Source organism: Streptomyces sp. enrichment culture, from assembly GCF_964272895.1.
In the GTDB taxonomy this organism is placed as follows: Bacteria; Actinomycetota; Actinomycetes; order Streptomycetales; family Streptomycetaceae; genus Streptomyces.
In genome coordinates, this window is record NZ_OZ186832.1 from 752,684 (window position 1) to 773,495 (window position 20,812).

General features: G+C 73.1%; 19 protein-coding genes. 10 read left to right on the plus strand and 9 right to left on the minus strand.

Going from position 1 to position 20,812, the window contains the following annotated elements; genetic code table 11:
- The first annotated feature begins 282 nt into the window (after positions 1–282).
- Both ACSU6M_RS03355 and ACSU6M_RS03360 read left to right on the plus strand, forming a co-directional pair.
- Positions 283–2,382, plus strand: a complete 2,100-nt coding sequence (locus tag ACSU6M_RS03355; protein ID WP_437066879.1) for a SpoIIE family protein phosphatase — start codon at positions 283–285, stop codon at positions 2,380–2,382.
- Between the two features lie 370 nt (positions 2,383–2,752).
- Positions 2,753–3,598: an LLM class flavin-dependent oxidoreductase gene (locus ACSU6M_RS03360; RefSeq protein WP_437066881.1), complete on the plus strand. Its 846-nt coding sequence runs from the start codon at positions 2,753–2,755 to the stop codon at positions 3,596–3,598.
- A gap of 6 nt (positions 3,599–3,604) precedes the next feature.
- Here ACSU6M_RS03360 and ACSU6M_RS03365 read toward each other — a convergent pair whose 3' ends face one another.
- Together ACSU6M_RS03365 and ACSU6M_RS03370 are read right to left on the minus strand one after the other, a co-directional pair.
- Positions 3,605–4,399 (minus strand): putative protein N(5)-glutamine methyltransferase, encoded by a 795-nt coding sequence (locus ACSU6M_RS03365; protein WP_437066883.1) that lies wholly within the window; start codon positions 4,397–4,399, stop codon positions 3,605–3,607.
- Positions 4,400–4,573: 174 nt separating this feature from the next.
- The gene (locus ACSU6M_RS03370; RefSeq protein ID WP_437066885.1) at positions 4,574–5,608 is read right to left on the minus strand and encodes a hypothetical protein; all 1,035 of its coding nucleotides are present in this window, start codon (positions 5,606–5,608) and stop codon (positions 4,574–4,576) included.
- A 92-nt stretch (positions 5,609–5,700) separates the two neighbouring features.
- Between ACSU6M_RS03370 and ACSU6M_RS03375 the strand changes: the two genes are divergently transcribed.
- Positions 5,701–6,177 (plus strand): MarR family winged helix-turn-helix transcriptional regulator, encoded by a 477-nt coding sequence (locus ACSU6M_RS03375; protein ID WP_437066886.1) that lies wholly within the window; start codon positions 5,701–5,703, stop codon positions 6,175–6,177.
- Positions 6,178–6,210: 33 nt separating this feature from the next.
- Here ACSU6M_RS03375 and ACSU6M_RS03380 read toward each other — a convergent pair whose 3' ends face one another.
- Complete coding sequence (locus tag ACSU6M_RS03380; RefSeq protein ID WP_437066888.1) at positions 6,211–6,906, minus strand: GNAT family N-acetyltransferase; 696 nt, start codon at positions 6,904–6,906, stop codon at positions 6,211–6,213.
- 180 nt (positions 6,907–7,086) lie between these two features.
- On the opposite strand from ACSU6M_RS03380, the gene ACSU6M_RS03385 reads away from it, so the two are divergent.
- The 5 genes from ACSU6M_RS03385 (at position 7,087) to ACSU6M_RS03405 (ending at position 11,359) form a co-directional block, all read left to right on the plus strand.
- The gene (locus tag ACSU6M_RS03385) at positions 7,087–7,692 is read left to right on the plus strand and encodes a sulfite oxidase-like oxidoreductase (protein ID WP_437066890.1); all 606 of its coding nucleotides are present in this window, start codon (positions 7,087–7,089) and stop codon (positions 7,690–7,692) included.
- Positions 7,685–8,443 (plus strand): ferredoxin reductase, encoded by a 759-nt coding sequence (locus tag ACSU6M_RS03390; protein WP_437066892.1) that lies wholly within the window; start codon positions 7,685–7,687, stop codon positions 8,441–8,443. Before ACSU6M_RS03385 ends, ACSU6M_RS03390 begins: the two co-directional genes overlap by 8 nt.
- A gap of 201 nt (positions 8,444–8,644) precedes the next feature.
- Complete coding sequence (locus ACSU6M_RS03395; protein WP_437066894.1) at positions 8,645–9,229, plus strand: Rv1733c family protein; 585 nt, start codon at positions 8,645–8,647, stop codon at positions 9,227–9,229.
- A gap of 141 nt (positions 9,230–9,370) precedes the next feature.
- Positions 9,371–10,339, plus strand: a complete 969-nt coding sequence (locus tag ACSU6M_RS03400; protein ID WP_437066896.1) for an acetylxylan esterase — start codon at positions 9,371–9,373, stop codon at positions 10,337–10,339.
- 276 nt (positions 10,340–10,615) lie between these two features.
- Positions 10,616–11,359: a GntR family transcriptional regulator gene (locus tag ACSU6M_RS03405; protein WP_437066897.1), complete on the plus strand. Its 744-nt coding sequence runs from the start codon at positions 10,616–10,618 to the stop codon at positions 11,357–11,359.
- On the opposite strand, the gene ACSU6M_RS03410 is transcribed toward ACSU6M_RS03405, so the two are convergent.
- Positions 11,329–12,090, minus strand: a complete 762-nt coding sequence (locus ACSU6M_RS03410) for a class I SAM-dependent methyltransferase (RefSeq protein WP_437066899.1) — start codon at positions 12,088–12,090, stop codon at positions 11,329–11,331. The two genes, ACSU6M_RS03405 and ACSU6M_RS03410, sit on opposite strands and share 31 nt — an antisense overlap.
- Positions 12,091–12,360: 270 nt before the next feature.
- Here ACSU6M_RS03410 and rho point away from each other — a divergent pair, with 270 nt between their 5' ends.
- Together rho and ACSU6M_RS03420 are read left to right on the plus strand one after the other, a co-directional pair.
- Positions 12,361–13,500 (plus strand): transcription termination factor Rho, encoded by a 1,140-nt coding sequence (gene rho, locus ACSU6M_RS03415; RefSeq protein WP_437066900.1) that lies wholly within the window; start codon positions 12,361–12,363, stop codon positions 13,498–13,500.
- Positions 13,501–13,656: 156 nt separating this feature from the next.
- Positions 13,657–14,841 carry a D-alanyl-D-alanine carboxypeptidase family protein gene (locus ACSU6M_RS03420; RefSeq protein ID WP_437066902.1) on the plus strand — a complete coding sequence of 395 codons (1,185 nt, stop codon included), beginning with the start codon at positions 13,657–13,659 and terminating at the stop codon, positions 14,839–14,841.
- Positions 14,842–14,923: 82 nt separating this feature from the next.
- On the opposite strand, the gene ACSU6M_RS03425 is transcribed toward ACSU6M_RS03420, so the two are convergent.
- From ACSU6M_RS03425 to ACSU6M_RS03445, 5 genes are all read right to left on the minus strand, one after another.
- Positions 14,924–15,865 carry a glutaminase gene (locus ACSU6M_RS03425; protein WP_437066903.1) on the minus strand — a complete coding sequence of 314 codons (942 nt, stop codon included), beginning with the start codon at positions 15,863–15,865 and terminating at the stop codon, positions 14,924–14,926.
- A 36-nt stretch (positions 15,866–15,901) separates the two neighbouring features.
- The gene (gene aspA, locus ACSU6M_RS03430; RefSeq protein WP_437066904.1) at positions 15,902–17,314 is read right to left on the minus strand and encodes an aspartate ammonia-lyase; all 1,413 of its coding nucleotides are present in this window, start codon (positions 17,312–17,314) and stop codon (positions 15,902–15,904) included.
- A 138-nt stretch (positions 17,315–17,452) separates the two neighbouring features.
- Positions 17,453–18,469: an asparaginase gene (locus ACSU6M_RS03435; RefSeq protein ID WP_437066905.1), complete on the minus strand. Its 1,017-nt coding sequence runs from the start codon at positions 18,467–18,469 to the stop codon at positions 17,453–17,455.
- A gap of 44 nt (positions 18,470–18,513) precedes the next feature.
- Positions 18,514–19,962 (minus strand): amino acid permease, encoded by a 1,449-nt coding sequence (locus ACSU6M_RS03440; RefSeq protein ID WP_437066906.1) that lies wholly within the window; start codon positions 19,960–19,962, stop codon positions 18,514–18,516.
- Positions 19,959–20,636 carry a FadR/GntR family transcriptional regulator gene (locus tag ACSU6M_RS03445; RefSeq protein WP_437074994.1) on the minus strand — a complete coding sequence of 226 codons (678 nt, stop codon included), beginning with the start codon at positions 20,634–20,636 and terminating at the stop codon, positions 19,959–19,961. The genes ACSU6M_RS03440 and ACSU6M_RS03445 overlap by 4 nt, the downstream gene beginning before the upstream one ends.
- Positions 20,637–20,812: the final 176 nt, after the last annotated feature.

Here is a 20,812-nt window from a genome sequence, read left to right on the forward strand (position 1 = left end):
AGTGCCCCCGCTCAAGGGGGCACGGTGAGCGGCGCGCCGCGACGAGCCCGCTCCCCGCGGGCCCCCGAACGGCGCAACCCCACGAGCCCGCTCCCCGCAGGCCACCCCGCCCGGAACGGCGCGACCCGACGCGCCCGCCCCCTGCCCAGGACGACTCACCCGCTCCTGAGGGATGGTGGAGAAGGACGCGGTGGCGTAAGAGAGATGGTTGAGCGTGGTACGGCATGGGGAGTCGGCACGGGGGACGGCGTGCCGTGAGGACGGGCGAAGGCGGTGCGTGCGATGGCGGCAACCGGACCTCCCGTGACAGCGGGCGGCGAACCGATCCGCGGTCCGGTGCGGCCCAGCGGCCTGCTGGACGTGATCGGCGTGGCCTCGATCGTCCTGGACGACCAGGGCCGCATCGTGCTGTGGAGCCCGCAGGCCGAGGAGCTGTTCGGTTACTCGGCCGAGGAGGCCCTCGGCCGGTACGCGGCGCACATCATGGTGCACGACCAGCAGATGGACCTGGTCGTGAAGCTGTTCGCCGATGTGATGGCCACCGGCGAGGGCTGGGCCGGCGCCTTCCCGGTGCGGCACAAGGACGGCTCCACCCGGCTGGTGGAGTTCCGCAACATGCGGCTGCTCGACGACCGGGGCGACACCTACGCCCTGGGTCTGTGCGCCGACCAGTCGACCGTGCGCCGGCTGGAGCGGGACGTGGCGCTGTCCACCCGTATGGTCGCCCAGTCCCCCATCGGTCTGGCCGTCCTGGACACCACGCTGCGCTATGTCTCGGTCAACCCGGCGCTGGAGCGCATCGACGGCGTGCCCGCCGAGGAGCATCTGGGCCGCACCATCGGCGAGGTGCTGCCGCTGCTGGACGTCGACGGGCTGGAGGGGCTGTCCCGGCAGGTGCTGGCGACCGGGCGGCCGGTGGTGGACCGGTCGGTGGTGGGGCGGATCCCGGCCGACCCGGACGAGGAGCACGCCCTGTCCGTGTCGCTGTACCGGCTGGAGGACGCCCTGGGCACGGTGCTCGGCGTCGCCGTGTCCGTGGTGGACGTCACCGAGCAGTACCGTGCGGGCGTCGAGGCGGAGGCGGCCCGCCGGCGTCTCGCCCTCATCGCCGACGCCTCCGCGCTGATCGGCACCACGCTGGAGCTGGACCGCACCGCGGGCGAGCTGGCGGCCGTGGCCGTCCCGGAGCTGGCCGATGTCGCGGCCGTGGATCTCCTGGACGCGGTGGTCAGCGGCCGGCGGACCAGTCTCAGCCCCGCCCAGGCCGCCGTGATCCGGGCGCTCGCCGTACGCGCCGACCGCTCACCGCTGGCCCTGGAGGCCGCCGACCCGCCCGGCCAGGTCGCCCGCTACGGCCCCGACCGCCTGGTGACCGAGTGCGTGCGCTCCGCCCGGCCCGTGCTGATCCAGCACGTCCAGGAGGCCGATCTGCCGCGCATCGCCCGCTCCCCCGAGGCGGCCGGGCTGCTGGCCCGCGCGGGCGTCCACTCGTATCTGGCCGTCCCGCTCATCGCGCGCGGCGAGGTGCTCGGCGCCCTCGACCTCAAGCGCACCCGCAATCCGGTGCCGTTCACCGAGGACGACGTGCTGCTGGCCCGGGAGCTCGCGGCCCGCGCGGCCGTGCAGATCGACAACGCCCGCTGGTACCAGAACGCCCGCGACACCGCCCTCACCCTCCAGCGCAGCCTGCTGCCCAGCCATCCGCCGGTGACCGGCGGCCTCCAGGTGGCCTCGCGCTACCAGCCGGCCGGCGCGACGACCGAGGTCGGCGGCGACTGGTTCGACGTCATCCCGCTGGAGGGCGGCAAGACCGCCCTGGTGGTGGGCGATGTGATGGGCAGCGGCATCTCGGCCGCCGCCACGATGGGCCGGCTGCGCACGGCCACCACCACGCTGGCCGCCCTCGACCTGGACCCCGCGCTGCTGCTGGAGCACCTCGACCGGATCACCGCCGGCCTCGACCAGGCCATCGCCACCTGCCTGTACGCCGTCCACGACCCGTCCGTCGGACAGTGCCGGATCGCCAACGCCGGCCATCTGCCGCCCGCCCTGGTGCGCGCCGGCCAGGGCCCGGAACTGCTCGACCTGCCCACCGGGGCGCCGCTCGGCGTGGGCGGGGTGGCCTTCTCGACGACCGCGTTCGACTTCTGCCCCGGCGACCAGCTGGTCCTGTACACCGACGGGCTGGTGGAGACCCGCCGGCACTCGCTCGACGAACGCCTCGACACCCTCCTCGACCTGCTGCGGGGCCCCACCCGGCCGCTGGACGAGGTGTGCGACCTGCTGGTGCGCACCCTGCACCACCCCGACAACCACGACGACGTGGCGCTGCTCATCGCCCGGGCGCGGGAGGAGGACCGAGGCCGGCGGGAGGAGGACTGAGCCGCGGGAGGAGGACCGAGCGGGGTCCCTCCTGGCCCGGCCGCGTCCCCCGGTCCTCGCCGTAGGGCACCGGGCGGCCGGTGAAGGCGTCCACGAGAGCCCGGTCGCCGCAGGAGGCGAGCGGTGCGGGCGCGGATGGATTCCCCTGATGCGGGCAGTGTGGTGCTCCTACGACGCCCAGGGGTGGGACGGCGTTCACGTCCCGCGTCGGAAATTCGGTCGCCTCGCCCCCGCAACGCCCCCTACAGTGGCCGCACTTCACCGTGACGTTCCCCGGAAGTGCGCCGCAGAGCGGGAGCGTCCCACCTCGACGAGGTGCCGGAGGGGCGGCGAGTGTCTTTGTCGACCCTTCCTTTCGGAGGTATCTCCCGTGCACATAGGCATCGGCCTGCCCATCGCCGACCCCGCCGCCCTGCCCGACTGGGCCCGGCGCGCCGACAGCGGCCCCTTCAGCACCCTCGGCCTGCTCGACCGGCTCGTCTACGACAACCCCGAACCGCTCGTCGCCCTCGCCCTGTTGGCGGGCGCCACCTCCCGCGTCCGGGTGCAGACGGAGGTGCTGCTCGCGCCGCTGCGGGACACCGCGCTGCTCGCCAAGCAGACCGCCACGCTCGACCGGATGACCGGCGGCCGGCTGGTCCTCGGCATCGGGATCGGCGGCCGCGAGGACGACCACCTGGCCACCGGCACCGACCTGCGCACCCGCGGCCGGCGCCTGGACGGCCAGATGGAGGTGCTGCGCCGCCTGTGGGCGGGCGAGCCCTACGGCGACGGCGTCGGCCCGATCGGCCCGGCCCCCGCCCGCCCCGGCGGCCCGGAGGTCCTGTTCGGCGGCTTCCGGCCGGTCGCCCTGGAACGCGTCGCCCGCTGGGGCGACGGCTTCCTCGCCGCGGCGCCGCCCTCCTGGGCGGCCGGCCTGTTCGACACCGTGCGCACGTTCTGGAAGGAGTACGGCCGCACGGGCGAGCCCCGGATGGTCGCGCAGGTCAACATCGCCCTGGGCCCCGACGAGGTGGTCGAGGACGCCCGCCGCGCGATGCACGGCTACTACGCCTTCACCGGCACGCCCGACCGGATGACCGCCGGTCTGCTCACCACCCCGGCCGAGGTCCGCGAGGCGCTGGACGCCTTCGAGGACCTCGGCGCGGACGAGGTCATGTGCTACTGCTACGGCCGCGACGCGGCCCAGGTGGACCGCCTCGCCGATCTGCTGTGAGCGCGCTCAGCCGGCACGCGTGCCGATGACCACCTGGGCGTAGAGCTCGTCGTCGACGGCCAGCCGGGTGCTCAGCCCGGCGGCGGTGAACTCCTCGACGGCCACCGGGGCTTGACGCTCGCTGGTCTCGATCAGCAGCCGTCCGCCGGGCGCCAGCCAGCGGGGTGCCTCGGCGGCGACGCGGCGCAGGACCTCCAGTCCGTCCGCACCGCCGTCGAGGGCGACCAGCGGTTCATGGTCGCGGGCCTCGGCGGGCAGCAGACCGACCTCGCCGGTCGGTACGTAGGGGACGTTCGCCGCCAGGATGTCGATCCGGCCGCGCAGTTCGGCGGGCAGCGCCGTGAACAGGTCGCCCTCGTGGACGCGGCCGCCCGCGGCGGCGGTGTTGCGGCGGGCGCAGCGCACCGCGGCCGGGTCGATGTCGGCGGCGTGCAGTTCGACCGGGCCGAGGGCCGCGGCGAGGGCCGCGCCGACCGCTCCCGAGCCGCAGCACAGGTCCACCACCACCTGGGCGCCGGGGACTTCGGCGAGGGCCTGCCGGACGAGGAACTCGGTGCGGCGGCGGGGGACGAAGACGCCCGGTTCGACGGTGATCCTCAGGCCGGCGAACTCCGCCCAGCCGACGACGAGTTCGAGGGGCAGCCCGGCCGCCCGCCGGTCGGCCATGGCGGCGGCCTCGTGCGGGGTGCGGGCGGCGGCGAGGATCAGCTCCGCCTCGTCCTCGGCGAAGACACAGCCGGCCGCGCGCAGGGTGGCGATCAGGGAGGAGCGAGAGGAAGGGTCGTACACGGAGGAGGACATGGAAGCCCAGGGCCTTTCGACGAGCCGAAGGGCGCTCCCCGGAATCACCGGCCGACGGTGATCCACTCGGGCATGAGGCGAGAGCACCCGAACTGACCAGCGGTAATGGGTCTCACCTCCTCGGTCTCGCGGGGCCGGGACGGTCCGCGGCCGGATGCCACCCTACACCGGTGATCACACGGCCACGGCCTCCTCGGCCTCTTCCTCGGCCTCGGCCCGCGGATGCCGGTCGGGGTGCGCCGCGGGGACGGCGGCGGTGGCGCGCTCACGGCGGGCGGCGACCGCCGTCAGGACCAGTCCCGCGGCCAGCCAGGCGGCCAGGGTCCAGGCGCTGCGGGCCAGGCCGTCGCCGTCGAAGTAGAGCAGTCCGCGCAGGCCCTCGACGAACCCGGCGCCGTTCCAGAAGGCGTGCAGGGTGCCGAAGAAGCCGTTCTGGAGCTCGGGGCGGAACAGACCGCCGGAGCTGGTGAAGTTGAGCATCACGAACAGCACCATCATCGCCAAGGTGGTCCAGCGCCCCAGGAAGGTGTGCAGTCCGACGCCGATGAAGAGGATGCCCGCCGAGTAGAGCCAGGCCAGCGCCCACAGGCCGGCCAGGTCGTGGTGGGCGAGGTGGAACACGGGTCCGGCGAGCACGGCGCCGATGCCGCTGACGACGGCGGAGACGCCGAGCGTGAGCAGCGCCCGCACCCGCATCGGCAGGGCCCCGCCGGCCGCGCCGAGCACGGCGACGGAGGCGTAGGAGCCGATGCTGACGGCGATCATCAGGAAGAACAGGCCCTGTCCGCTGGGGTCGTCGTCGACGGGCGTGGCCACGTCGGTCACCCTCAGCGGGACGCCCTGTCCGGCGGCGACCGGCGTGAACACCCTCTCGACGGCGAGCGCGCCCATGTCGGAGGAGGCGGTGGCCACGATCAGCTCGGGCGACGTGGGGCTCGGCACATAGGCGCCGGTGATGTCGCGGTCCTGGAGCAGATCCACGGCGGCGGCCCGGTCCGGCACGGTCCGTACGTCGAGCTTGTCCCCCGCGCGGTCCTTGACGGTCCGGGCGAACGCCTTGGCCTCCGCGCCGGAGCCGACGACGGCCACGGGCAGATGGTTCGGCTCCGGGGTCACGAAGGCCCCCATATAGGCCAGCCCCATGCCGATGCACATCAGCAGCGGGGTGATCAGGTGCGTGAGCACATGCCGCAGCGCCGGGGACCTCATGGCGCGTGACCTCCAGATAGTTGGCTTATACAACTCTCACTTAAGTTGTACTATACAACTAGAACGCGTCGGAGGCGAAGAAGGAGGGTCCGATGGCTGCCGAGACGGCCGTGGAGACGATCCAGCGGGAGATGACCCGCTTCGCCCGGCGGGCCCGTGCCGCGGCCGCACGGATGCACCCGGAGCTGTCCCTGGTCGCGTACACGCTGCTGGGGCATCTGGAGGAGGTCGGCGGCTGCCGCGCCACCGACCTCGCCGCCCATTACGCCCTCGACAAGTCGACCGTCAGCCGGCAGGTCGCGGCCCTGGAGCGGGCCCGGCTGATCGAGCGCCGTGTCGACCCCGACGACCACCGCGTCCAGCTCCTGCACCTCACCGACGCCGGGCGCGGCATCCTGGACCGGGTGACCGAGAGCCGCCGGGCGGCCGTCCGCGAGCGCCTCGGAGACTGGTCCGAGGAGGACCTGGAACGGTTCGCGGACTTCCTGGTCCGCTACAACGGGTGGACGCCGGCTCGGGGGGACGACGGAGCGCCGCGGGGTGGCGACGGAGAACCGCAGGAGGCGTAGGCCACGCCCGGCGTCTGCCGGGCCTTCACAGACCTAGCCCACGCCCAGCATCTGTGGGGCCTTCGCCACCAGGAACGCCGTGCGTCGGCGCAGGCGGAAGCCCAGGGACTCGTACAGCCGGACGGCGGTGGTGTTGTGGGCGCCGGTGTGCAGGAACGGGGTCTCGCCGCGGGCGCGGATGCCGTGGGCCACGGCGCGGACGAGGCGGCCGGCGAGGCCCTGGCCGCGGAGCTCGGGATCGGTGCAGACGGCGCTGATCTCGGTCCAGCCTGGCGGGTGCAGCCGCTCGCCCGCCATGGCGACGAGGGCGCCGTCACGGCGTATGCCCAGGTAGGTGCCCAGTTCGATGGTGCGGGGCAGGAACGGGCCCGGCTGGGTGCGCCGGACCAGGTCGAGCATTTCGGGAACGTCGGCGGGGCCCAGGCGCACGGCCTCCGGGTCGGGCGCGGCGGCCACTCCGTCGTCCACCAGCTGTACACCCTCCACGTCGAAGGTGATCTCCCAGTCCGGGGGCACCTCGCCCACATAGCCCGACAGCGGCACCTCCGCCCCCGGCCCGGCGAGTGCCCCGAGGTCGGCCCAGTCGCCGGCGTCGGGGTCGTCGGGCATCGCCAGCCAGGGCGAGACGTCCGGCGGGTAGCGCAGGACCCGGCCGCGCCGCTCGGCGAAGGCGGCGTGCGGGCCGGTGAGGGAGGCGAGGGCCGGGTTGTCCAGGACGTGTGCGCTCATGTGGAGATCAATCCCGGCCCGCCGGGGCGCTATTCCTCGCAGCTCGGAGAGTTCATACGGCCTTCATGAACCCCCGGCTGCCGCGACGGCCGAGGGCCGGGGGCCGGGCGGTGTCCGGCGGCACGTACGGTTGAATATGTAAGCAACGAACGCGTCACCTCGTAGGCAGGCACCCCCTCCATGAATGTCACCCGAGGCTTCTCCGGGCGGCCGCGCGTCGACAACCCCGGGCTGCCGCCCGGCCAGTACGACGCGGGCGACGACTGGCCCGTGCTGTCCGCGGAGGTCACCCCCGACCTCGCGCCCGCGGACTGGACCTTCCGGATCGACGGTCTGGTGGAGCGGCCGCTGACCTGGGACTGGGACGAGGCGCACGCGCTGCCCGCGTCGGTCTACGAGGGCGACATCCACTGCGTGACCAGCTGGTCGAAGTTCGGTGTGCGCTTCGGCGGGGTGTCGCTGGACACCTTCCTGGAGGCGGCCGGACCGCTGCCGTCCGCGACCCATGTCGTGGCGTACTCGCACACCGGTTACACCACCAATCTGCCGCTCGCGGACGTCACCGGCGGCAGGGCGTGGATCGCCTGGGAGTTCGACGGCAAGCCGCTGGCGCCCGAGCACGGGGGTCCGGCGCGGCTGCTGGTGCCGCATCTGTACTTCTGGAAGAGCGCCAAGTGGATCGCGGGCGTCCGTCTCCTGGACCACGACGAGCCGGGCTTCTGGGAGCAGAACGGCTACCACCAGCGTGGCAACCCCTGGGAGGAGCAGAGGTTCTCCGGTGACTGACACGACCTTCGCGCCCGTGACGCGGTTCGCGATCCCCGGCCGGATCTCCGTGCCCACCGATGTGGCCACCGTCTGGCAGACCGCGACGCTCACCGAGATCCGCCGCGAGACCCCGCGCGCCGCCACGTTCCGCTTCGCGGTGCCGTCCTGGGCCGGCCATGTCCCCGGCCAGCACCTCCAGCTGCGACTGACCGCGCCGGACGGCTACACCGCCCAGCGCCACTACTCCCTCGCCTCCGCGCCGGACGACTCCGGCCACATCGAGCTGACCCTCGACCATGTCGAGGGCGGCGAGGTCTCCGGCTGGTTCCACACCGAGGCCCGCCCCGGCGACACCGTCGAGGTGCGCGGCCCGCACAGCGGCTTCTTCGCCTGGCCCGGCGACCGGCCGGCACTGCTGATCGGCGCGGGCTCCGGCGTCGTACCGCTGATGTCGATGCTCCGCCACCACCGGGCGCAGGGGCTGACCGTGCCGCTGCGGCTGGTGGTGTCCGCGCGCAGCCCCGAGGACCTCATCTACGCGCGTGAGTACGGTGCCGAGACCCTGCCGGTGTTCACCCGCAGCGCCCCCGAGGGCGTCCCGGTGGGGCGGCTGACCGGCGCCCATCTGGCGGGGCTCCTGGCCGAGCCGCCCGCCGGCGGCTGGGAGGCGTACATCTGCGGGTCCAACTCCTTCGCCGAGCACGCCTCCCGGCTGCTGGTCGCGGCCGGCCAGCCGGTGGACCGGATCCGCATCGAACGCTTCGGCTGATCTCACCGCTGCCCCGCGTCGGCCTCCGGCGCTCCGGCCCCTGCGCCCGCACACGGCGGCGCGGGGGACTGCGGCCCCTCTCGGTTCACTCCCCCGCGCCGCCGCCCGTGTCCTGCGCCGCCCGCCCCGCGATGAACAAGGCGGCGTCTGCGGGGTACGCGAGGGGTGGAGGGCACTCCGCGCCCCGGCGAGGAGGTCGGTATGCGGACACTGTTGGGTGACTGGCGATGGCGTCCCAACGAGCTGCGCCGCAGGTCGGACGTGGTCGAGGCGTGGACCGTGCTGGCCGTGGCGGTCCTGCTGGTGCTCGGCGCGCCCCTGACGGGGTTCGCGGCGGCCTGGTGGGCGTACGGCGACGCGCACGCCCGTGCCGAGGTGCTGCGGGCCGAGCGGCACGCGGTGCGGGCGGAGGTGGTCGGCGACACCCGGCCGCCGGTTCCCTCCGCGCAGATCGGACGGCCCGTCACCCAGCGGGTGGCGGTCCGCTGGACGGATCCCGACGGAGCGGTACGGACCTCGCGCGCGGCGGTGCCGGCGGAGGCCCGTCGCGGTGAGGTGGTCGATCTGTGGCTGGACTCCGGCGGCCGCACGGTCCCGCCGCCGCCCGGCTCCTCCGCGGTGTGGCAGCACTCCCTCGCGATGGGCATCTGCGGTACGGCGGGCGCGGCGGCCGTGGTGCTGCTGGGCCACAGCGTGGTGCGCCGCACGGCGGAGCGGCACCGGCTGGCCGAATGGGAGCGGGACTGGGCCCGCACCGAACCCGAGTGGACCCGGCGCCGGGCGTGAATGCACCGGGATGGTCCACGAGGGCCCGCCAAGACCCTGTGAACAGGGGCGGTGCACGAAGACCCTGGCGACTGTGCACGCTCCCACGTACGGTGTGATCGATCATCCCCCAGAGAAGTCACCTACCGAAGGCGGTCCTGCATGGCCCTGTTCGACCTCCCCGTCGACGAACTCCGCGCCTACCACAGCGACTCGGTGGCACCCGACGACTTCGACGCCTTCTGGGCCAAGACGCTCCAGGAGGCGCGCGAGTTCGACCTGGACGCCCGGTTCGAGCCGGTCGACGCGGGTCTCTCCACGGTCACCGTCTACGACGTCACGTTCGCCGGGTTCGGCGGCCACCCGGTGAAGGGCTGGCTGCGGCTGCCCGCCGACGTGACCGAACCGGTACCGCTGGTCGTGGAGTTCGTCGGATACGGCGGCGGGCGCGGCCTGCCGCACGAGAACCTGCTGTGGGCGTCCACCGGCCGGGCGCACTTCGTGATGGACACCCGCGGCCAGGGCAGCGCGTGGGGCGGCGGGGGCGGCACCGCGGACCCGGTGGGCGGGGCGCCGTCGTACCCCGGTTTCATGACGCGGGGCATCGACGCTCCCGAGAACTACTACTACCGGCGAGTGTTCACCGACGCCGTGCGCGCGGTGGAGGCGGCCCGGTCGCACCCGCTGACGGACGCCTCGCGGACCGCGGTGCTGGGCGCGAGCCAGGGCGGGGGCATCACGATCGCGGTGGGCGGCCTGGTGCCGGACCTGGTGGCGGTGGCGCCGGACGTGCCGTTCCTGTGCGACTTCCCGCGCGCCACGACGCTGACGGACCGTCATCCGTACCGGGAGATCGGCCTCTACCTCAAGACGCACCGCGGCCGCACCGAGGACGCCCTGCGCACCCTGTCGTACTTCGACGGCGTGCACTTCGCGGCGCGCGCCCACGCCCCCACCCTGTTCTCGGTGGCGCTGGAGGACCAGACCTGTCCGCCGTCGACCGTGTTCGCGGCGTTCAACGCCTGGGGCGGCGACGACAAGACCATGGAGATCTACGACTTCAACGACCACGAGGGTGGCGGCCCCTTCCACGAGGCGGCCAAGCTGCGGTGGCTGCGGTCCTACGCCTGACGGCCGTCGGGAGGGGGGTCCGTGCGGTGCGCCGGTTTCCGGAAGCGGCGGTGCCGCTCGGTTGTGTGACGCACCGCATGGAGCTTTCCACCGCCCGCGCTCCGGGCGCATCGGCGCTGGTGGGAGGACCTGCACGCGGCCGTGCGAAAGCGGCGGCGTGCGTACGGTTTCAGCCGAACCCGCAGGCCGCTCTTCCCTAGTGGTTTAGACCAATGCTAGATCTGGTGGCGCACTGAACCGGAACGACTACGGCACGTCACCAACAGGAGGCGCGGCATGGCCCGCACCACCCCGCACGACCACCCTCCCGCGGCGGAACCGCTCTACATGCGCATCGGCGCGGAACTGCTCGGCGAACTACGCGACGGCACCATCCCGCCCGGCGAACGCCTTCCGGGCGAACGGCAGTTGGCCGAGCACTTCGGCGTCAGCCGGGAGACCGTCCGCCAGGCGCTGGAACTGCTGCGCCGCGACGGCCTCGTGGCCACCGACCGGCGCGGCAGCCACGCCACGCTGCCCGCCGCGCCGGTCGAACCGCCCTCGGCGCTGGCCTTCCCGGTCGGCTGCCGCGGCCGACGCGGCCCCGGAGCCGTCGACCGGGCCACCGTCACCTGGGAGCCGCCCCCGCCGACGCACGCGGCGGCCCTCGGGCTCGCCCCGCACCGGCCGACCCTGGTCCACCGCTACGAGTCCGCGGGCACCGACGGGCACGGCCGCCGCACCGCCGTGACGTCGTTCTCGGCGGTGGCGCTCGCCGAGGTCGAGGAACTGGCCCGCTACCGCTACCGCGCGGACGGCACCGCCTCCGCCCAGCTGCGCCGGGTGTACGACTGGATGCGCCACGCCGGGCTGACCCTGCACCACCGCGACAGCATCACGCCTCTCCCGGACACGCCGTCCGTCCGGGTGACCCGCCTGGTGCACGACCAGTACGCGCGGCCGCTGGAGATCACCGACCTGGTGGTGGACGCCCAGCAGGACGCGCTGGTCTACGAGTTCACGGTGCCGGCGGCCGGCTGAGGCACCGCCTCGGGGCGCCGGGCCAGCACCGTCCGGACGCGGGGGCTGCCGTCCCGGCGCCGCCCGAACTCGGGCAGGGCCACCAACTCCACCTGGAATCCGGCCCGCTGGAGCTCCCGCGTCACCTCCCCGAGCGGGAAGGTGCGGTAGTACATCACGAACGGCGGCCGCCACACGGCGTTGCGCACCCGCATCACGGCGTCGAAGCCCAGCAGCGTCCAGTACGCGCGCGAGCCCGGACGGGGCGGGGCGACCACCGGAAAGGCGAAGACACCGCCCGGCCGCAGGACGGCGGCCACCCCGGCGAACAGGGCGGGCAGTTCGCGCGGCAGGAAGTGCCCGAACGCCCCGAAGCTCACCACCAGATCGAAGCCCTGACGGAACGGCAGCGCCCGCGCGTCCGCCCGCACCCAGGCGATCCGCGGCCCGGCGTCCCCGGTGCGGCGCCGGGCCACCTCCAGCATCCCGGCGCTGAAATCCACCCCCGTGACACTGCGCCGGCACACCCCGGCGAGCGCGCCCACCCCCGCGCCGGTGCCGCAGCACAGGTCGAGCCCGTCCTCGTACACGCCGGTCCGGCGCAGCGCGGACGCGACCGCGCGCAGCACCGAGTCCGGCGTACGGAACGGCGTGTGGTCGAACTTCGGCGCGAGCAGGTCGTATCCGCGCTCCACGGACGACAGGGCCTGTACGGCCAGTTCGCGCAGGCTGGGGCCCTCGGGACTGAACATCCTCGTCAGCCTATCCCGGTGCCCGAACGGGGGGCGTGCTACCGTGGCCGCAGCACGTGTGTACGCCCCGTCCGGGGCGCCGGTGCGAGTTCCATGTCGTTCAACTGATCTGCCGCCCCTTCGGGACCGGCACGTCGGTTTCCCGCACACACCTCCCGATCAGGGGCTTTCTCTCCCCGTACGCAGGTGATGTCCTCCGCCGCCCTGTGGGCGCGCTTTCTCTCTCCCCCGCATGCCTCATGCCGTCCGTCCGCGAAAGGACCACTCCTCATGACCACCACACTCGAAAACCCTCCTGTACGGCGGCCGGCGGCGCGGCTCGTCGCCGGTGTGCTGGACGTCGACGGCAGCGGGAAGGGGCGGCTGCGGGCCCCGCACTGTCTGCCGACGCCCGCCGATCCCGAGGTCCCGGCGGCCCTGGTGCGGCGGTACGGCCTGCGCAAGGGCGATGCCGTCGAGGGCCTGCCGGGTGACCGCGGGGCGCTCGCCGAGGTCGGTCTCGTCAACGGCCGTCCGCCCGCGGAGCTGCGCGGACGGCCGCGCTTCGGTGATCTGACGCCCCTGCACCCGCGTGAGCGGCTGCGGATGGAGCACCCCGCCTCCGGCCTTGCGGGCCGGGTTGTCGACCTGCTCGCGCCCGTCGGCAAGGGGCAGCGCGGGCTGATCGTGGCGCCGCCCAAGACCGGCAAGACCGTGCTCCTCCAGCAGCTCGCCGCCGCCGTCGCGGGCAACCACCCCGAGTGCCGGCTGATGGTCGTGCTGCTCGACGAACGCCCCGAGGAGGTCACCGACATGCGGCGCTCGGTGCGCGGCGAGGTGTACGCCTCCACGTTCGACCGCACACCGCGTCAGCACATCGCGCTGGCCGAGCTGGTGGTGGAACGCGCCAAGCGGCTGGTGGAGCAGGGTGAGGACGTGGTGATCCTGCTCGACTCCCTGACCCGGCTGTGCCGGGCGCACAACAACGCGGCCGCCGCCGGTGGCCGGACCCTCAGCGGTGGCGTGGACGCGGCCGCGCTGCACGGCCCCAAGCGGTTCTTCGGGGCGGCGCGGCTCGCCGAGGAGGGCGGTTCGCTGACCGTCCTCGCCACGGCTCTCGTCGAGACCGGGTCGCGGGCGGACGAGTTCTTCTTCGAGGAGCTGAAGAGCACCGGCAACATGGAGCTGCGCCTGGACCGCGAACCCGCCTCGCGCCGCGTCTTCCCCGCCGTCGACATCCGGCGCTCCGGCACCCGCCGCGAGGAACTCCTGCTCACCCCCGTCGAGTCGGCCGCCGTCCGCGCCCTGCGCCGCGCCGTCACCACCCGCGACGGCCACACCCACCTGGAGACCCTCCTCGACCACCTGCGCGCGACCCCGGACAACGCCGCCTTCCTGCACCGCGTCCGGCCGACCCTGCCGTCGGACTAGGCGCTCCGCACCGGCGCGTCACCCGCCTGCGGAGCTGAGGGCGCCCCTGTGGGGGACGACTCCTGGGGCGGACGGCCCTACGGCATCCGGGTGCTCGGCGGGTGCTCTCGGCCGGGGCAGCGCGGTGTGAGGCGGGTGCGTTCCTACGTTGACCGTATGAAGATCGCACTTTCCCGGCGACCCTCTCGGACGGCCGTGACCGGCTGGGTGTTCTGCCTGACGGGCGTGCTGGCGCTCGGCCCCGTCGCGGCCGCCGCGCCGGCCGGACCGGACCCCGGCGCTCCCGGCGGACGCCGGGCCGCGGCGGGCGCCTCGCTGCTGTACCGCCCGGGCACCCAGGTGCGGCCGCTGGCCGGGGCGCCCAAGGTGCCCGATGTGTCGGCGCTGTCGTGGGTGGTGGCCGACGCCCGCAGCGGAGCGGTGCTGGCCGCGCGTGACGCCCACCGCAAGCTGCCGCCCGCGAGCACCCTCAAGACGCTCTTCGCGCTCACCGTGCTCCCGGTGCTGCCGGGCGGTCTGCGGCACCGGGTCCGGGCGGAGGAGCTGGCGGGCATCGGGCCGGGCAGCAGCCTGGTAGGCGTCGCCGAGGACCGCACCTACCGGGTCTCCGACCTGTGGCGCGGGGTGTTCCTGAGCTCCGGCAACGACGCGGTGCGGGTGCTGGCCGCGCTCAACGGGGGCTGGCGCACCACGGCCGCCCGGATGCAGGCCAAGGCCCGCGCGCTGGGCGCCCGCGACACCCGTGTGCTCTCGCCGGACGGCTACGACGCACCGGGCCAGGTGTCCTCGGCGTACGACCTGGCGGTGTTCGGCCGGGCCGGGCTGCGCAACGCCGATTTCGCGCGGTACTGCCGCACCGTCGAGGCGCGCTTTCCGGGGCGCGGCGGATGGTCGTACGGCATCCGCAACACCAACCGCCTGCTGACCGGCTCCGACGGCGTGGCCCGCTATCCGGGGCTGATCGGCGTGAAGAACGGCTACACCAGCAACGCGGGGCACACGCTGGTCGCCGCCGCCCGCCGGGGCGGGCGCACCCTCGTGGTCACGGTGATGAACCCGCAGGCCGGCGGCGGTTTCCGCGTCTACGAGGAGGCGCGCTCCCTGCTGGACTGGGGGTTCGGGGCGGCCGGGCGGGTGGCGCCGGTCGGCTCGCTGGACGCGTTCAAGGCACGGCCCGTCCCCGGCCCGGAGGTGCGGCCCGCCGCGGCCGCGGCCGCTCCCGCCGAACCGGACAGGGGCTGGCCGAAGGGGCTGGCGGTCGTGGCGGCGGCCGCGCTGGGCGCCGGGGCGGTGGCCCTGGCGACGCGGAGGGCTGGCCGTCGTCCGGCCGTACGCGGCTGACCGGCCGGCAGGCACGGCAGCAGGCCGAGGGCGCCTCAAGTGCAGATGTATTGATGCGTGGTGGACGTGTTGATCAGTCCACTCAGAAGACCGACAGTCCCGTCAATGTCGTGAATCTGTCCAGGGCCGCCACTCCCGCCACCGAGTTGCCGCGCTCGTCCAGACCCGGGCTCCACACGCACAGGGTGCACCGCCCGGGGACGACGGCGATGATGCCGCCGCCGACTCCGCTCTTGCCGGGCAGGCCCACGCGGTAGGCGAAGTCGCCGGCGGCGTCGTAGGTGCCGCAGGTGAGCATGACGGCGTTGACCTTCTTGGCCTGACTGCTGGTGAGGAGACGGGAGCCGTCGGTGCGGACCCCGTGCCGGGCGAGGAAGGCGGTGGCGAGGGCGAGGTCGGCGCAGGAGGCGCGCAGGGAGCACTGGCGGAAGTACTGCTCCAGCAGCTCCGGGACCGGGTTGTCGATGTTGCCGTAGGAGGCCATGAAGTGGGCGAGGGCGGCGTTGCGGTCGCCGTGCGCGGCCTCGGAGGCGGCGACCTCCTCGTCGAAGTCGAGGTCGGGGTTGCCGCTCTCGGCGCGCAGGAAGGCGCGCAGCTCGCCGGACGCGTCGCCGGTACGGGTGTGCAGGCGGTCGGTGACGACGAGGGCGCCCGCGTTGATGAAGGGGTTGCGCGGGATCCCGTTCTCGTACTCCAGCTGGACCAGGGAGTTGAACGGGTTGCCGGAGGGCTCGCGGCCCACGTGCTCCCACAGTTCGTCGCCCTCGCGGGCCAGGTCCAGGGCCAGGGTGAAGACCTTGGTGATGGACTGCGTGGAGAACGGCTCGCGCCAGTCGCCCACGCCGTACACCGTGCCGTCCAGCTCCGCGACGGCCATGCCGAAGCGGCGCGGGTCGCAGGCGGCGAGCGCGGGGATGTAGTCGGCGGGGCGACCGCGGCCGGGAGTGTGCTCGATCTCCTCGGCGATGCGCTCCAGGACCGGCTGGAAGGTCAGGGACGATGACGCGACTGGCATGATCACCATTCTGCCTCCGGGCCGGTCCTGGCGCGCATCCGCGGGTCAGGCGAGCGGGGAACCGCTGCCGGCGACGACCTCGGGGCGCAGCAGCGCGGCCAGCTTGTCGGCGGGCAGCAGACCCTTCTCCAGGACGAGTTCGGCCACGCCACGGCCGGTGACGAGGGCCTCCTTGGCGATGTCGGTCGCGGCCGTGTATCCGATGTGCGGGTTGAGGGCGGTGACCAGGCCGATGGAGTTCTCCACGCTCGCGCGCAGCGCCTCGGTGTTGGCGGTGATGCCGTCCACGCAGCGCTCGGCGAGCGTGACGCAGGCCCGCTGGAGGTGGGTGATGCTCTCCGACAGGGAGTGCAGGATGATCGGCTCGAAGGCGTTCAGCTGGAGCTGGCCCGCCTCGGCGGCCATCGTGATCGCCACGTCGTTGCCGATGACCTCGAAGGCGACCTGGTTGACGACCTCGGGGATCACCGGGTTGACCTTGCCCGGCATGATCGACGAACCGGCCTGCACCGGCGGCAGGTTGATCTCGCCGAGGCCCGCGCGCGGTCCGGAGGACAGCAGGCGCAGGTCGTTGCAGCTCTTGGAGAGCTTGACGGCGATCCGCTTGAGCACGCCGGACATCTGGACGAACGCGCCGCAGTCCTGGGTGGCCTCGACGAGGTTGGCGGCGGTGATCAGCGGCAGGCCGGTGATGGCGGACAGGTGGCGGCGGGCGGCCTCCGCGTAGCCGGCGGGGGCGTTGAGGCCGGTGCCGATGGCGGTGGCGCCGAGGTTGATCTCATGGATCAACTGGATCGCCTCGTCAAGACGGTTGCGATCCTCGTCAATCATGACGGCATACGCGGAGAACTCTTGACCGAGCGTCATGGGCACCGCGTCCTGCAACTGTGTACGGCCCATCTTGAGCACATTGCGGAACTCGACGGCCTTGCGGGCGAACGAGTCCTGCAGTACAGCCATCGCCTTGAGCAACCCGCGCACCGCGAACACCGTGGCTATCTTGACGGCGGTCGGATACACGTCATTGGTCGACTGACCGAGGTTGACGTCCTCGTTGGGGTGCAGGAACTGGTACTCGCCCTTGGCGTGTCCCAGCAGTTCCAGCGCCCGGTTGGCGACGACCTCGTTGGCGTTCATGTTCGTCGACGTGCCGGCACCGCCCTGGATGACGTCCACGACGAACTGGTCGTGCAGCTTGCCGGAACGGATCTCCTGGCAGGCGGCGACGATGGCCCGGGCCTTGTCCGGCGCCAGCAGCCCCAGCTCCTCGTTGGCGAGGGCGGCGGCCTCCTTGACGGCGGCGAGGGCGTCGATCAGGTGCGGGTAGGCGGAGATCGGCGTCCCGGTGATCGGGAAGTTCTCGGTGGCGCGCAGGGTGTGCACGCCCCAGTAGGCGTCGGCGGGGATGTCCCGGTCCCCGAGGAGGTCGTGCTCACTGCGGGTGGCGACGGCGGTCATGCGAGAAGGTCTCTTTCTGAGAGGTGGAGGTGATGGCCCTCGGGGGCGCGGGGAACTGCGCGACCGGCCGCACACGGCCCGCGGGCCGGCGACGGCGCACAGTCCCCCGCTTCGGATGCGGCGTGTCGGCGCCGCGCGCTACGCACCAGTCGTCGGCGGAGCCGGGTCCAGCGCACGCACCGCCCGCACCGACCCCACCGGCGACCCGCCGCCGAGCAGCGGCTCCCCCGCGAACTCGGTGAGCAGTCCGGGATCGACCCCGGCCCTTGCCAGCGCCGCGGCGGCGACGGGTATCCGTGCCCGGTTCGCCCCGTCGGCGATCTTCACGGCGACGGCCCGGCCGTCCGGCAGCGCCGCGACCTCGACGCCTTCGAATCCGTCCTTGGCGAGCAGACCGGGCACGGCGGCCATCAGCGCGGCCACGTCCCGCCCGGCCCCGGACGCCATCTCGGCGTGTGAACGCATCGCGTCGGCGACCCGCGCCTCGGGCGTACCGGGCGCGGCGGTGACGATACGGGCGGCGGCCCGCGCCAGACCGTGCAGCGACACGGAGAACAGCGGCGCGCCGCACCCGTCCACCGTCACCCTCGCGACCCGCTGCCCGGTGAGGTCCTCGACGATCTCGGCGATGGCCTTCTGCAGAGGGTGGCCGGGGTCGAGGTAGTCCTCCAGGGACCACCCGTTGAGCTTGCAGGTGTACAGCATGGCCGCGTGCTTGCCGGAGCAGTTCTGCGCGAGCCGCGAGGGCTCCCGGCCGTCGCGGACCCAGGCGTCCCGCACGGCCGGGCCGAACGGCAGGTCGGGGACGTTGCGCAGGTCGTCCTCCGTGAGGCCGGCGAGCTCCAGGATGCGCCGGGTCCCGGCGATGTGGCGCTCCTCGCCGGAGTGGCTGGCCGCGGCGAGGGAGAGCAGTTCGCCCTCCAGCGGCAGTCCGGCGCGGACCATGGCGACGGCCTGGACGGGCTTGAGCGCCGAGCGCGGGTAGAACGCGGCCTCGATGTCGCCGAGCTGGAAGTCGACACGGCCGTCGGCGCCGAGGACCACGACGGAGCCGTAGTGGACGCCCTCGGTGATCCCGCCGCGGACGAGGCGGGCGACGGGGGCGTGGAGGGGTTCGCGGATCGCGGGGGCGTCCGCGAGGGTGCTGCTGTACATCTCTGCCTGGATCACTGGTGGGTTGGTGTCGGCCGGTGCGCGGGTCACGCGTCGGCCCCGGTGGAGGTGCGCTTGAGACGGCCGCGGATGGCGTACCACCCGGCGACCAGCGCGGCGGCGATCAGCGGCAGGCACAGCACGGTGGTGCGTCCGGCGCCGCCGTCGGCGTACATGAGGACCAGGACGGAGGCGAGGAACGCCAGCGTCACGAGTTCGGTCCAGGGGGAGCCCGGCAGTCGGTAGCCGGGGCGGGTCAGTTCGCCCTTCTCGGTCTTCCGCCAGAAGAGGAGGTGACAGACCATGATCATGCCCCAGGTGGCGAGGATGCCGAGGGCGGCGAAGTTGAGCACGATCTCGAAGGCGTCCTTGGGGACGACGAAGTTGAGGCCGACGCCGAGGACGCAGATGCCGCTGGTGAGCAGGATGCCGCCGTAGGGGACCTGGCTGCGGCTCATGGCGCCGGTGAACTTCGGGGCGGAACCGTGCACGGCCATGGAGCGCAGGATGCGGCCGGTGGAGTACAGGCCGGAGTTGAGCGAGGACATGGCCGCGGTGAGGACGACGAGGTTCATGATGCCACCGGCCGCGGGGACGCCGATGTTGGAGAGCACGGTGACGAAGGGGCTCTCCCCCGCCTGGTACGAGGACCAGGGCAGCAGCATGGACAGCAGGACGACCGAGCCGACGTAGAACAGGCCGACGCGCCACATGATCGAGTTGATCGCCTTCGGCATGATCTTCTCGGGGTTCTCGGTCTCACCGGCGGCGACGCCGACCAGCTCGACGGAGGCGTAGGCGAAGACGACGCCCTGGACGATCAGCAGCATGGGCAGCAGGCCGTTGGGGAAGATGCCGCCGTGGTCGGTGATCAGAGACGGGCCAGGGGTGGTGCCGTCGACGGGGTGCTGGGTGACCAGCAGGAAGATGCCGATGCCCATGAAGACGACGAGCGCGCCGACCTTGACGATGGCGAACCAGAATTCGAGTTCGCCGAAGATCTTCACGGAGATCAAGTTCACGGTCAGGACGACCGCGAGTGCGATCAATGCGATCAACCATTGAGGGACGTCGGAGAACATCCCCCAGTAGTGCGTGTACGTGGCGACCGCGGTGATGTCGGCGATGCCGGTGGTGGCCCAGTTCAGGAAGTACATCCAGCCGGCGGTGTAGGCGCCCTTCTCGCCCATGAACTCGCGGGCGTAGGAGACGAAGGCGCCGGAGGACGGGCGGTACAGGACGAGTTCGCCGAGGGCGCGGACGACGAGGAAGGCGAAGACGCCGCAGACGGCGTAGGCGACGAAGAGCGAGGGCCCCGCGTCGGCGAGGCGGCCGCCGGCGCCGAGGAAGAGGCCGGTGCCGATGGCGCCACCGATGGCGATCATGTTGACGTGCCGGTGCTTCAGGGACTTGCTGTAGCCGGCGTCACCGGCGTCCACATGACCGCCGGAACGTTTCTGCATCTGCACGTCGTTGTGCAGGGACTGCTCGCTCACGCCTCGGGTCCGCCTTCCGTAGGGCCGCTCGTGCGAGGGGAACGCACGATGTCGGTGAGGGTGGTCTCGACGCGGTCGAGGTGGTGGCTCATGGCCTCGATCGCGTCGTGCTCGGAACCGTCGATCAGCGCCTCGACGATGGCCCGGTGCTCGCGGTTGGACTGCTCGCGGCGGCCGCCGAGCTCGTTGAGGAACGCCGACTGACGCGCCAGCGCGTCGCGGATCTCCTCGATGACCCGGCGGAAGACCGGGTTCTGGGCGGCCTCGGCGACGGCCAGGTGGAACAGGGTGTCCATGGCGACCCAGGCCGTGGTGTCCGTCTCCCGCTCCATGCGCTCCATGAGGTGCGCGAGGTGGTCGAGGTTCTCCGGGGTGCGGCGCAGGGCGGCGTACCCGGCGACCGGGATCTCGACGTGGCGGCGCACTTCCAGCAGGTCGCTGGCCGCGTAGTCGCCGAAGGTGGGGTCCTCCACGGCGTTGGCGATCACGAAGGTGCCCTTGCCGGTGCGGGACATGGTCAGGCCCATGGTCTGCAGGGCGCGCAGCGCCTCGCGCAGGACGGGCCGGGACACCTCCAGGGTGCGGCAGAGCTCGGCCTCGGAGGGCAGCTTGTCGCCTATGGCGTACTCGCCGCGCTCGATGGCGCCGCGGAGGTGGGCGAGCACCGCTTCCATGGCGCTGACGCGCCGCGGGGCCGCTCCACCTGTCTGGCTGTCTGACAGGTTCACGGGAGAGATGTTCCGGGTGTCCGGAGGGTGATGTCAAGGTGGGTGAAAGGAAAGTTTCAGGGGTGCAGAGTGCATGTAAGCGGGCTTGCCGGGCGGGCGTACCCTGCGGGTGACGGCGTGAC